We start from the raw sequence: 13,213 nt of genomic DNA on the forward strand, positions 1-13,213 counted from the left end.
TATAAGGTTTATAATGTCAGACTGATGTAACTGTGAGTTTTCCCGATTTGTTTGTACTAGGCAATGTAATTTCTAATAATCCTTGATGATATGTTTTGCTTTCTACTACTTTCCCATTGAAAGTTACTTGGTAATCTTTCTCCGGATTCATGCAAACAAGAATTGTTCGCTGATGAGGAACTGTTGAATCATCAAAAGCTATTTCTGCCTGATACTGTGTATAATCATCATTGAACTGACTGTTAGAAATCCACACTTCGAAGCCGGTTGAAACTTTCCCTATCCGGTAGTATGCAGCAAACCAGTTGAGTATGGGAGATGATAAACCGGAGAATTGATGCCATCCGGCTCCACGTTGTGAGGAGATAATGAAGTGTTCGAAGGTATAATAACTCTCCTTACATTCTTTCTCCCATATATTTAATGCTGTAGTTGCTACTTGATGGGCTTTTTCTCCTTCTCCAAGGTCCAGCAAGGCTTTCCACACCATCCATTGATGAGGAAACCAAACGGCTCCATTCCAATAACCGTCTGTACGATAATAAGGAGCAGACTGGTCTACTGTAGAAATTCCTACTTCTGTCCACATTTCATCAGGAGAAAACACATGGTTTATCATTCTGCGTGTTTGCTCTTTGGAAGAGATGTTTGCAATAAGCGGGCTTACTCCGTCCAGTCCCTTATTAAAGTTGGAACCATCTTTATATCGATAGATGCCTTTAGGTTTGCCATCGTTATCGTGCATTACATATCCGAAATAACCGGTTTCCTCATCCCATGAATAGGTATGTAATGCATTTGACAGTTGTTTGATGATTTGCTCATATTCTTTTATATCTTTTTTAAGCCCTAGTTCTTTTGCGGCTAAACGCAAAATTTTTGCAGCTCGGATATAATAAGCCGAAGTTACTACCGGAGTAACAGAGGCCTTGTCGCGTAAAGCATGTTGAGGCGGATAATCATCCCATCCTCCTGAATTATAAAAGTAATCCCATGTTCGTAGTAGACCAGAACCTTTCATTCGGGTTGTGGAGTAGAGGTTCTTGCCTGTCATAAAATCAAAGAACTGCTTCAATCGTGGATATAGAAATTGCAATGCTTCTTTTGACTGAGAATTATTCCATAAATCGTAATAAGCATACATCTGTATGGGCAATGGAGTGCCATGATGAATAAATGCAGATTCACTGCCAACAGGAGTTGTATAAGCTCTGATACACTCAAAAGCCTTAGTAATATCCACATCTATTAATCCCAGAGCTATGAAACCGGAATCCCATGTATAAAGGCTATTCCAATTTTTGCCGGGCGTAAAATGCCGGATGTATTGTCCCTGGGTATGAACGGGATAAACAATGTTGGATAATAATGCTGATTGCAATAAGCGATTGCCGAATTCATACTTCTTGCCATCTGCTAATATTCTGTCTTCAGAGTTATTCGAATTTTTTTGTATTAATGAAGTCAGAGTTTCCGGTGTGGAATGAAACTTTTGAATCTGTTCATTGACTTGTTGGGACGTTCCGGTGCAGATTAAGGCGTATATAGTTTGTTCGGAGTGAGGTGCCAGGACAATCGGGCGTAGGAAAGCATTGGAATAATGCCATTCTCTGTTTCCTATTAGCCTCGATGATACATGGTCGTGAGTCTTTTTGCGGAAGAAAGATTCCAGATTGTCATCCAGAACTTCCCGAATCTGAGATTCTTGGTAATTCCATGCTATTCCGTAATAGTTATCACATTCCGGATATTTTAAGATAAAATCTTGTTTTGTTTTTCCCGATTTAATTTCGGGAATAAAAGAAAGCTTTCTAGGCAGTATCTTGATTTGCTTAATATCTTCTTCGCTACCGATAAAGAAACCATCTAAATCAGTACTGTGAGTACCCTCCGAAATTAATTCTAGCGTATATTTTCCTGGTTCTTTGCAAGTATAGGGGATTGAGACTATGTTATATTCTCCGGTGCCTTGTAGCTCTAGGCGGCTTTCGGTTATTCCTTTTACTTGAAAAGTGCTTGTTTTTCCTTTAGGAGTATTGTATCTAAATCCTATCATTCCTTTTTCTTTTCCAGGTAGAATATTTATTTCATAGTTCACTTTGTCTCCCTTATCTTTTCCAAATCCTTTTCCTAGAACAAAACCACTGAGTGATTGAGAAGTTCGCATTTCGTTCCTTTTCCATCCGTCGTATACTAAATTGTACTGTGGAGATTTGCGTACAGGTTCATTTGATATATAATTGGTTGCGTTATGCCACTGTATATTTGAATCTTTAGGGATTTTGAACTGAGGTTGTTCTCCTTCATAATCGATATATGCCATCAAATTGAGAACGAGATTTTGATTAACAGCGGTATTATTGACACAATTCATGCCTACCAGTGTTCGGTGTTCATCTAATATATAATAGGTGACATCAGTAAATACTCGGTCTTTCCACTCCATTTCATAGCGGTATGTGATGTGGCTCATGGATGAATTGATATCCCATGGGTAATAAGATGATTCGAAAAGCACATGAGGAACCAGTTGACGATTGCGGTAATAGCCTGGCATTACAGAGAAATCGAAACGCATTCCGGCTTTCATATCGGGTATATGTGAGATTCCTGCGTATCGTTTAGAGTAAGGCCCCCAAACTTGCAGTGAGGTGATGTCGTGACTATTGGTAAAACATGATGGAGGGATCGTTGATTGTCCCAATACAGATGTTAGCCAAAACATGATCATTAGTAACATCATTAAAGATTGCTTAGTTTTCATATTTGAGTATAAAATGATTCGTTGTAGCAAAGGTAAGTTTTCTGATTGCTAAAATAGAAAGAAATTATTCAATAAAGAATAGAAATTGTCCATAATGAAAATAATTGGTCGCTATCATCTCTTATATCCTCTCTTATTAGTTGTTAAAAACGCTTTGGGACTAATTTTCCATTTATTGACCTGTTTGTACTACTCTAAATGCAACAGAATTTCTACTTTTGTGCTGTTCGTAAAAACTATTGCAGTCGTTTTATGTGAGTACTTGATAAAATAAAATAAAGAAGGTAAAGAATATAACGATTGGTTTTTTGAAGTATAGTTAAAAAGGCTGTTTGAAGGATAACACATTTTAATTAATTTTTAAATCACATGTAACACAAAGGGCTTGTATTGAGCTCAACTTAAATCTTATGAAATGAATAACAAACCGATTAAAAGAAAAAGTATCACTATGAGCGCACACCGTTTTATATATATATTGACGGGAATATTTTTGCTCTTATCGTGTGGATCGGATAACAATGCTCCGGCTGATGATTCAGGGAATACTACGAATCATTATCTACAATTACAGCCAAATGGACTGAATACAATCAAAGTTTCTTGTACAGAAAAAAGCTTTACATTTCCTATCCAAATCAAAGTTGTAGGAAATGGAGCTAATCAGAGCTTTAAAGCCCAAATAAACACATGGAGTGAAGATGAGCTGAAAGTATATAATAACAAGGAGAAAACATCTTATGTACTTTTGCCCTCGTCATTGTATTTTCTTACCTCTACAGAAGTGTCTTTTAAAGAAGGAGCATCTACTATGGATATTGAGGTTAAGTTTAATCCATCTAAAGTATTTACTGAATTTAGGGAAAAAGGTGTCGAATATGTTATTGCTTTAAAACTTAGTAGCGATGAAGTTCAAGTAAGAGATAGCCAAAGCAAAATGCTACTTGGTATTTCTTTTGATTATCCAATAGTTGGTTTTACCGCTTCTGTTGCAGAAGTTAGTGTGAATAAAGATTTGATTCCTGTATCTATTGGTGCAATACTTGACTATACGGTCGATGGAGTATCGGCAGTCAATCCTTGGGATTTCGTTTGTAACTTCGCTGTACCATCTAATGCGGAAGAATTGGTTGCAGAATATAATAAAGTTTATAAAGCTTCTTATCAACTTCTGCCCGCAAGTAATTATGATTTAGGTGAAGGTGTGTCTTTTAAGGCTGGTGAAACTCAGGCTAATGGAGAAATTATGGTTAAGCGTGAAGGAATGGCTATCGTTAATTATTTACTTCCTTTACAGTTAGGTCGCTGCTCTAATGGAAATATTATTTGTCGTGATGAAGTTTGTTATCTTCAAATTGGAAGAACATATACAAATCCTATTATTTCAGATAAGAGTGTACCTGATCCAAGTGTGATTCGTGCTAAGGATGGGTACTTTTATTTATATGCGACACAAACCAAGACTTATTGGATGCCTGTTTATCGCTCAAAAGATTTAGTGAATTGGGAATATCAAGGTACAGCTTTTAATAAAGCAACCGAACCTGATTTACCGGGGGGAGGGGCATTCTGGGCTCCGGAAATTCGTTTTCTTAATGGCAAATATGTACTTTATTATTCATGGGCTAAAATGAATGGCGCTGATATTAGTTATACGGCTGTAGCTGTAGGTGATACACCTATGGGACCTTTCCCTGACAGTAAAGAATTGATAGGGAATAAAGAATTTGGTTCTAATTGTATAGATCAGTTTTATTATGAAGAGGATGGAAAGAAATATATGTTCTTTGGAAGTTTTAAAGGTATTTATGTTACTGAATTGGAAGATGATGGGTTGACTGTTAAATTAGGAAATGATGGTAAACCTACTTTGAAGAAACAAGTTTGTGGGAATGCCTTTGAGGGCACTAATATATATAAAAAAGGCAAATATTATTATTTGTTTGCTTCCATTGGTAGTTGTTGCAATGGCGTGAATGCTTCTTATCAAGTGGTAGTTGGGCGTTCGGAAAACCTTCTTGGTCCTTATGTTGATAAAGACGGGAAAGATATGCTCAAAAACAACTGGGAACTTGTGTTGGAAGGAGATGGGCAAAAATGGATAGGACCTGGACATAATTCTATTATTGTTCAAGATGATGAAGGCACTGATTGGATGATTTATCATAGCTATATGAAAAAAGATGGTGGAGTTGGAGGTCGTTTGGGAATGCTCGATCGCGTATTGTGGACTGATGATGGTTGGCCATATATAAAAAATAAGATTCCATCTAATTCGGATTTAATTCCTGTATTCTATGACTAGAGTTTAATTTAAAATATTCTCTAATGAGAATGATATATTTATTAAATATATTACACAATTAAATAATGCTCATAACATTAAAAATCAATGTATTATGAAAATGAAAACAAAAACAAGAAATCATGGCTGGTATCTTCTATGGGGAGTACTGGCGTTGGTTAGTTTCTGCTTTTTGAGTTGCAAAGATGATGATAAAAGTGAAGAACAACAACCTTTTGATCCGACTAAGCCAGTGCTTATTTCCGATTTTACTCCCAAAGAGGGTGGTATGGGGGCACGGCTCGTGGTCTATGGAGACAATTTCGGGAACGATGTGTCTAGAGTAAAAGTTACTATTGGTGGGAAAGCTGCAAATCTTATTGGAGTAAAGAATCAAAGTTTACATTGTTTTGTACCGTCTCAAGCATTTAATGGCGATATTGAAGTTACGATACTAGATGAAAATGGAGAGGAGATCGCTTATGCGGAAGCAGAAGAGAAGTTTGTATATCAGAAAAAGATGTTAGTGACTACCTTAGCTGGAGAAACGTATGAAAATAACACAAAATGGGATGTAAAAGATGGACCTTTTGATGACTGTGGTGGATTCGATAATGCTAATTGGATGGTTTTGGATCCAATGGATTCTGATAAGTTGTATGTTTGTGGAGCTAACAAGTCACATCGTGTGCTTGACCTTGCCAATGAAACTGTGGGTACTATTTCATTTCCTTCCCCAGTGGGAACTTCGAGTATAAACGCTATAAGTTTCTCTAAAAAAGGAGAATTAATTGTAGTAAAAGACTATGCTAAAACCGATCAGCCTGCGACTTTCTTTTTTTCTCGTGAGAGTGGGTTTCAAACGATTGTTGAAAGTTATGTTGCCCGTGGTTCTCGTTCAGCTAGTGTTCATCCTGTAAATGGCGAAATTTATACTTCCCGGTATGATTTGGGAGTGGTTGGACGATATGATCAGGATACAAAAGTTCATGAATTTGATAAAATACCACTTCCATATTCAAAAGTTGGCGTTTTTACAGCTATTCATCCTACAGGGAATTATATGTATCTTATTTTGTCTGATGATACACATATTATCATGCGTAGTGATTATAATTGGATAGAAAAAACATTTATGACACCTTATTTGGTATGTGGTAAATATAAAGAGAGTGGTTGGACTGATGGAATGGGCAATAGAGTTAGACTGAATGTTCCAAGGGAAGGTTGCTTTGTAAAGAATCCTGAGTATGTAGGGCAGGAAGATGAATATGATTTTTATTTCTGTGATCAGAGAAACCACTGCATTCGTAAAATGACTCCTGAAGGGCGTGTAAGTACTTTTGCAGGACGCCCAAATGGAGAAGGAAAAGAAGGGTATAATGATGGAGATTTGCGTCATGAGGCTCGTTTTTCACGCCCGACAAGCATAGTGTATGATGAAAAAAGAGAATGCTTTTATGTTGGCGATGTTGATAATCATCGTATCCGAAAGATTGCTATGGAAGAATAATAAATGATAAACATACTTTTCTTATGATGAAAAATTTTTTGTTAACATGTATGTTGTTACTCGGACTTTCTGTTTCAATGTGGGGACAGGAAAATATTGTAGTAACGGGAATTGTGACCGATACAAATAAAGAACCTATGATCGGTGTAAATGTAGTTATCGCAGATATGCCGGGTTTAGGTGCTATTACTGATATTAATGGTAAATTTTTGATTAAAATGCCGCCTTATCATAAATTGGTATTTACATACATAGGTTATGACCAAGTAGAGGTGCTGGTGAAAGAACAACGGACGGTAAATGTGGTGATGAAAGAATCAGAAGCACATTTGATAGACGAGGTAGTGATTACAGGTACGGGAGCACAGAAAAAGATAGCAGTAACAGGTGCTGTGACTAATGTGGATGTAGAGGATTTGAAATATACTCCTTCTACCTCTATGGCTGACGCGTTGGCTGGGGTTGTACCAGGCATTCAAGCTATGCAATCGAATGGTCGTCCTGGTACAGTATCTGAGTTTTGGGTGCGTAGTATTTCTACATTTGGTGCTAGTAGTGCTGCTTTGGTTTTAGTTGATGGCTTTGAACGTGATCTAAATGAGGTAAGCGTAGAGGATGTTGAGTCATTTACTGTATTAAAAGATGCTTCAGCTACGGCGATTTATGGTAGTAAAGGAGCTAATGGTGTAATTTTGATTAATACTCGTCGTGGTAAAGAGGGGAAAATTAATATTAATGCTAAGGTAGAAGGTTTCTATAATACATTTACCAAAACTCCTGAATTCGTAGATGGATATACCTATGCTTCCATGGCTAACGAAGCTAAGATTGCACGTAATCAAGAACCGCTTTATCAACCGGAAGAATTGGAGATATTTCGATTAGGGCTTGATCCAGACTTGTATCCGGATGTAGACTGGATGGATATTATGCTTCGGGATGGTGCATGGAGTTCACGTGCATCTTTGAATATGACTGGCGGTGGAAAAACTGCTCGTTATTATGTAGGTGGTAGCTATCAGGAGCAACAAGGTATGTATAAAACAGATAAGTCCTTAAAAGATTACAATACTAATGCAAACTTTCGGAAATGGACTTATCGTATGAATGTGGATATAGATATTACTAAGACTACTATATTGAAAGTCGGTCTTTCCGGTTCATTGCAAAAACAAAATGATCCGGGTGTAGGAACTACTGCTATTTGGACTACTTTGATGGGATATAATTCTATTATGATGCCATTGACTTATTCTGATGGTAAAATTCCTGCATGGTCTGGGAAAGAAGACAATATCAACCCATGGACGCAGGCAACACAGACTGGATACAATGAGAGTTGGAAAAATAGTATTCAAACTAATGCGGTATTAGAACAAGATTTAAAATTTATTACCAAAGGATTGAAATTTATTGGCCGTTTTGGATATGATACTTATAATGAGAACAATATAAGACGTGTTAAATGGCCAGAATTATATAAAGCTGAGAATTACCGTGATACCAATGGTAACCTCATTTTTACCCGTGTTTCAGAAGAGAAGAAGATGACTCAAAGTTCAGGATCTAATGGTAATCGAAAAGAATTTTTTGAATGGGAATTACATTATAATCGTGGGTTTAATGATCATCATACAGGAGCTGTTATAAAATATACACAATCCTCTAAAGTTTTCACACAAGGTATTGGTTCGGATTTGAAGAATGGTATTGCTCGTCGTAATCAAGGTATTGCAGGACGTGTAAACTATAATTGGAAGTATCGTTATTTTATAGATTTTAATTTTGGTTATACAGGTTCAGAAAACTTTCATAAAGATCATCGTTTTGGCTTTTTCCCAGCTGTTTCTGGAGCATGGAATTTAGCTGAAGAGTCTTTTATAAAAAAACATGTGAAATGGATGAATATGTTTAAAATTCGTTACTCTTGGGGTAAAACAGGTAATGATAATTTAGGCAATAACATTCGCTTCCCGTATTTATATACGATTGCGACAGATGGCGGTGGATATAAATTTGCAGATTATGGATATGACCGTAGTTATAGTGGTATGTATTATTCTCAGGTTGCTTCTGAAAATGTTTCGTGGGAAATTGCTACCAAGCAGGATTTAGGTATTGATTTCAGTTTTTTTAATGATAAATTGTCAGGTTCTATTGATTATTATCATGAAAAACGTACTGGTATTTATATGGGGCGTGCTTATTTGCCAGGGATTGTTGGTTTAACAGGCTCTAATCCTTCAGGAAATGTGGGTGAAGTAAAATCGGAAGGTTTTGATGGTAATTTTACTTTTAAGCAAAAGTTGGGTAAAGTAAATTTAACTGTACGTGGTAATATGACTTACGGCAAGAATGAGATTTTGGAACGTGACGAAGAAAATACTCCTTATTGGTATAAAACAATGGCAGGACATCGTGTAGATCAGGCTATGGGATTAATTGCTATGGGGCTGTTTAAAGATTATGAAGAGATTCGTAACTGGCCGTCTCAGTTCGGTGATGTTATGCCAGGTGATATCAAATATAAAGATATCAATGGTGATGGTGTGATTAATGACAATGATAAAGTAGCTATTGGTGCGACAAAAAGACCAAACTTTACTTATGGTTTTGGAGCAAGTGCTAAATGGAAGGGATTAGATGTAAATGTACACTTTCAAGGAGTTGGGAAATCTACTTATTTTATTAATGGTTCTACAGTGTACATGTTTTCAGGAGGAGATGGCTGGGGAAATGTCTTGAAAGAAATGGCAGAAGGAAATCGTTGGATTTTAGGTGTTAATGAAGATCCTAATGCAGATTATCCACGTTTGACCTATGGAAATAATAGCAACAATAACCGTGCTTCTACTTTCTGGTTGAGAAATGGTGCTTATCTGAGATTGAAAACTTTGGATATAGGTTATTCACTTCCTAAATCATTAGTTAATAAGGTACATATGAACCAAGTGCGTATATTCTTTATTGGAACTAATTTGCTTACATTTTCTAAATTCAAGCTTTGGGACCCTGAAATGGGAAGTGCAGATGGAAAGAAATATCCGCTTAGTAAAACATTCTCTTTGGGAGTATCTGTTAATTTATAATAAAGATTTTATATGAAAAAAGTAATTATAATTTTATCTTTTGTGGCAGGATTGAGTGTCTTTATGACCGGATGTTCTGATTATCTGGATTCGGATTATTTATTCGAGGAGCGTATGTCCATAGAGGATGTATTTAGCAACAAAGATTATACAAATCGTTGGTTGGCGGAAGGTTATGCTTATTTAGGCAATAACTATATGCAAGATGTTTGTAGTAAAAAAATTCTGCCTTTTAATTTTGCTGATGATATGTATTTTGGTGATGAGGGTGATGGTTATAAAGCATGGAAAAGTGGGCAATATTCGGAGAAAGGAGTCTTAGGAAATAATAATCAAAGTTTAGGTGTTTGGGAGACTGCTTATAAAGGAATTCGTCAGGTTTCTATTTTCTTGAATAACATTGATAAGAATAAGGAATTTACAGAAGAAGAAATCTCGGATTTTAAAGGTCAGGCTCATTTCTTGCGTGCTTATTTCTATTGGTTTATGCTCCGTTTATATGGTCCGATTCCTATTCTTCCAGAGGAAGGACTTGATTACATGGAAAGTTATGATGATTTGGCTTATCCAAGAAATACATATGACGAATGTGTAACATACATTAATGATGAATTGTTGAAAGCTGCAAGTGTATTACCTCTTCAGCGATCAGTACAAGAAATAGCTCGTCCAACTCGTGGAGCTGCACTTGCATTGCGTGCTAAAGTATTTTTGTTTGCGGCAAGCCCGTTGTTTAATGGAAAAGCACCAGTGTCTGTTGCTTCAGCTTTAATAAATAGAGATGGAACACATTTGCTTCCTGATGTATATGATGAATCGAAATGGGCAAAAGCTGCAGCAGCAGCTAAAGATGTGATGGATTTAAATTTTTATGAATTGTATACAGCACCAGCTAAAACAATAGGAGATATGGCTTATCCTGCTACTATAACTCCTCCTCATAATGCGGAATTTTCTGAACAAGATTGGCCCAATGGATGGAAAAATATTGATCCGTTTGAGTCATATCGTTCCTTGTTCAATGGTTCTGTTGCTGCTAATGCAAATCCAGAATTGATATTTACACGTGCAGGGAATCAAGGTGGCGAGAATATAAGAGTAATGGTGATACATCAGATTCCTAGAAATACAGGTGGAGGATATAACTCGCATGGTATGACGCAAAAACAGTGCGATGCTTATTATATGAATAATGGCGAAGATTGCCCGGGTATGAATGATATGTATAGTGATCGTCCGGGATATGTCGGTCGTTACAATACGGAAGAGCGTCCAAAAGATTTTGTGACTGCTGAGGAATTAGTAAATTATCCGGAATTGGGGCAGCTAGGTACAGGGGTTTCTAAACAATACGTACAGCGTGAGCCGCGTTTTTACGCATCTGTAGCATATAGTGGAAGTACATGGCATTATTTGAAAGCACTGAATGATGATAATCATGATGAAAAGAGTAATGTACCAGTCTTCTATTATAGAGGAGGAAGTAATGATGGATATAAATCATCTTCTTATTGGTTACGTACTGGTATTGGAATTAAGAAGTATGTACACCCAGATGACATTAGTTATACTCATAACTCGCCATATGATATATCTCGTGTTGTGTTTAAGCCAGATCCCGCCATTCGTTATGCAGAGGTATTGTTGATTTATGCGGAGGCTTTGAATGAATTGACAGGGGCATATGAACTTCCTTCCTGGGATGGAAGTAAGACTCACTCTATTAGTCGAAACGAGACAGAAATGAAGAAGGGTATTCGTCCAATCCGTATTCGTGCAGGATTGCCTGATTATACACCAGATGAATATAATAATGTAGACAAGTTCCGTATGAAACTGAAACGTGAACGGCAAATAGAACTCTTTGCAGAGGGACATCGTTACTTTGACTTACGTCGTTGGATGGATGCTCCGGAAGAGGAATCAGCTCCAGTATATGGTTGTAATGTGCTTGCAACGCAGGAGATGAGAGAAGACTTTCAGACACCAGTAATGTGTACTTCATTACCTACTATTTTTGCAGAGAAGATGTGGCTTTGGCCTATTAGTCATACTGAATTGAAACATAATGCCAATCTGATCCAAAATCCGGGTTGGACTGATCCTGAATAATATTTGAACGATTGAGAATATGAAAAATATATATTATTTATTTTTAGGCATGGTAGTGGCAATATGCTGCGTATCGTGCAATAATGAATGGGAAGACGAGCAATATTTGCATATGGCTTCTTTCAAGGCTAATGTGAATGCACAAGGAGTGACGACAACATATGTTCGTTATAAACCAGGAGGAGTAGTGCAATATAAACTGCCAATAATTATTAGCGGTTCAACTGTGTCTGACCGACCTTTGAATATTCAGATTGCCCTAGATCCGGATACTTTGGCTGTATTGAATCAAAATGTATATGGTCATCGCCAAGAACTATATTTCCAGCAGTTACCAAGCCAATATTATAATATGTCAGAAACCGTGGAAATTCCTGCCGGTGAAACTACAGGGGTATTACCAATCGATTTTAAATTAACAGAAGATTTGGACCAGGCTGATAAATGGGTATTGCCTTTGCAAATTGTGGATGATCCTTCATTAGGTTATAAGGCTAATCCTCGCAAGTATTTTCGAAGAGCAATGTTACGTCTTTTACCGTTTAACGATTATTCAGGTACTTATGATGCAGCTCAATACTTGATTCACTTTAAGACAGATGTGGATAATAAGGAGCCTTTTACTGTAAGTGAACAGCGGGCGTTTGTTGTGGATGACCGAACAGTTTTTATTTATGCTGGAACTAGAGATATTGATTACTTAGACCGTAAGTTATATAAGATCTTTATTCGTTTCCCAGAAGAGGGTAATGACACTAAACAATTAGAGGTTTGGGCAGAAAATGATGAACTTAATTTTGGTCCACTTACAGACGCAGATGGCAAACCATTGGCATTCCAGTCTAACTTCTCTATGTATAGTGAGATGGATGAACTGAAACCTTATCTGAAGAAGATTTTTATAACAATGAATTTATATTATGAGTTTGATGATTATACTACTGTGCCTGGAAAGAGAATTCGATATAAAGTACAGGGTTCATTGTCAATGCAACGTAATTTGAATACTTTGATTCCGGATGAAGACCAGCAAGTTCAATGGTAAAAGTGTGAAGAAAGGCAGATATGATTAAACGATGATTAATCTATGTAGCTAAACTGAAACGCAAGTTATCGCAAATTTTGATTTAGTTCAGAATGAATTTGTGGTAGCTTGCGTTTCAAACATTAATAATGAATATTTTGCAACATTTTTTACTAAAAATATGAAGAATACACACAGCAATTTATTTTTAAACGTATGTTTGATATTAGGAACTATTTTCTTTTTGTCTTGTGGCGGCGGTGACGATTCACCACTTAATAAGAATGATCAGAAGGGAGATGATGGGCAGAAAAATGAAGCAATCATAGAGACGGTTACTGATTTTACAGCGAAAGAGACTGATAAGGCGAATGAATTACTATTGGAATGGAAAAATCCATCAGGAATTGTCGCTGTGGAGATATCT

General features: G+C 36.7%; 6 protein-coding genes. 5 read left to right on the plus strand and 1 reads right to left on the minus strand.

Features of this window, described 5'->3' with window-relative positions:
• Positions 1 to 16 precede the first annotated feature (16 nt).
• A complete protein-coding gene (locus tag DW640_RS11175) occupies positions 17 to 2,725 on the minus strand; it encodes a trehalase family glycosidase (protein ID WP_233525438.1) in 2,709 nt (902 codons plus the stop codon).
• Positions 2,726 to 3,179: 454 nt separating this feature from the next.
• On the opposite strand from DW640_RS11175, the gene DW640_RS11180 reads away from it, so the two are divergent.
• The 5 genes from DW640_RS11180 to DW640_RS11200 all read left to right on the plus strand — a co-directional run bounded on the left by DW640_RS11180 (position 3,180) and on the right by DW640_RS11200 (position 12,807).
• Positions 3,180 to 5,069 (plus strand): family 43 glycosylhydrolase, encoded by a 1,890-nt coding sequence (locus DW640_RS11180; protein WP_233525439.1) that lies wholly within the window; start codon positions 3,180 to 3,182, stop codon positions 5,067 to 5,069.
• A gap of 94 nt (positions 5,070 to 5,163) precedes the next feature.
• Positions 5,164 to 6,561, plus strand: coding sequence for an IPT/TIG domain-containing protein (locus tag DW640_RS11185; RefSeq protein ID WP_070101337.1), 1,398 nt, complete (start codon positions 5,164 to 5,166; stop codon positions 6,559 to 6,561).
• A 23-nt stretch (positions 6,562 to 6,584) separates the two neighbouring features.
• Positions 6,585 to 9,650 (plus strand): TonB-dependent receptor, encoded by a 3,066-nt coding sequence (locus DW640_RS11190; protein ID WP_055270892.1) that lies wholly within the window; start codon positions 6,585 to 6,587, stop codon positions 9,648 to 9,650.
• 12 nt (positions 9,651 to 9,662) lie between these two features.
• The gene (locus DW640_RS11195; RefSeq protein ID WP_117578138.1) at positions 9,663 to 11,762 is read left to right on the plus strand and encodes a RagB/SusD family nutrient uptake outer membrane protein; all 2,100 of its coding nucleotides are present in this window, start codon (positions 9,663 to 9,665) and stop codon (positions 11,760 to 11,762) included.
• 19 nt (positions 11,763 to 11,781) lie between these two features.
• Positions 11,782 to 12,807 (plus strand): DUF4973 domain-containing protein, encoded by a 1,026-nt coding sequence (locus DW640_RS11200; protein ID WP_055270888.1) that lies wholly within the window; start codon positions 11,782 to 11,784, stop codon positions 12,805 to 12,807.
• Positions 12,808 to 13,213: the final 406 nt, after the last annotated feature.

The sequence above is a fragment of the Bacteroides sp. AM23-12 genome (assembly GCF_003434395.1).
Taxonomy (GTDB): Bacteria; Bacteroidota; Bacteroidia; order Bacteroidales; family Bacteroidaceae; genus Bacteroides; species Bacteroides thetaiotaomicron.

Bases quoted from the DNA above. Each gene is read 5' to 3' on its own strand.
- DW640_RS11185 (WP_070101337.1), top strand. From the start codon at position 5,164: ATGAAAATGAAAACAAAAACAAGAAATCATGGCTGGTATCTTCTATGG.
- DW640_RS11175 (WP_233525438.1), bottom strand. From the start codon at position 2,725: ATGTTTTGGCTAACATCTGTATTGGGACAATCAACGATCCCTCCATCA.
- DW640_RS11190 (WP_055270892.1), top strand. From the start codon at position 6,585: ATGATGAAAAATTTTTTGTTAACATGTATGTTGTTACTCGGACTTTCT.
- DW640_RS11195 (WP_117578138.1), top strand. From the start codon at position 9,663: ATGAAAAAAGTAATTATAATTTTATCTTTTGTGGCAGGATTGAGTGTC.
- DW640_RS11200 (WP_055270888.1), top strand. From the start codon at position 11,782: ATGAAAAATATATATTATTTATTTTTAGGCATGGTAGTGGCAATATGC.
- DW640_RS11180 (WP_233525439.1), top strand. From the start codon at position 3,180: ATGAATAACAAACCGATTAAAAGAAAAAGTATCACTATGAGCGCACAC.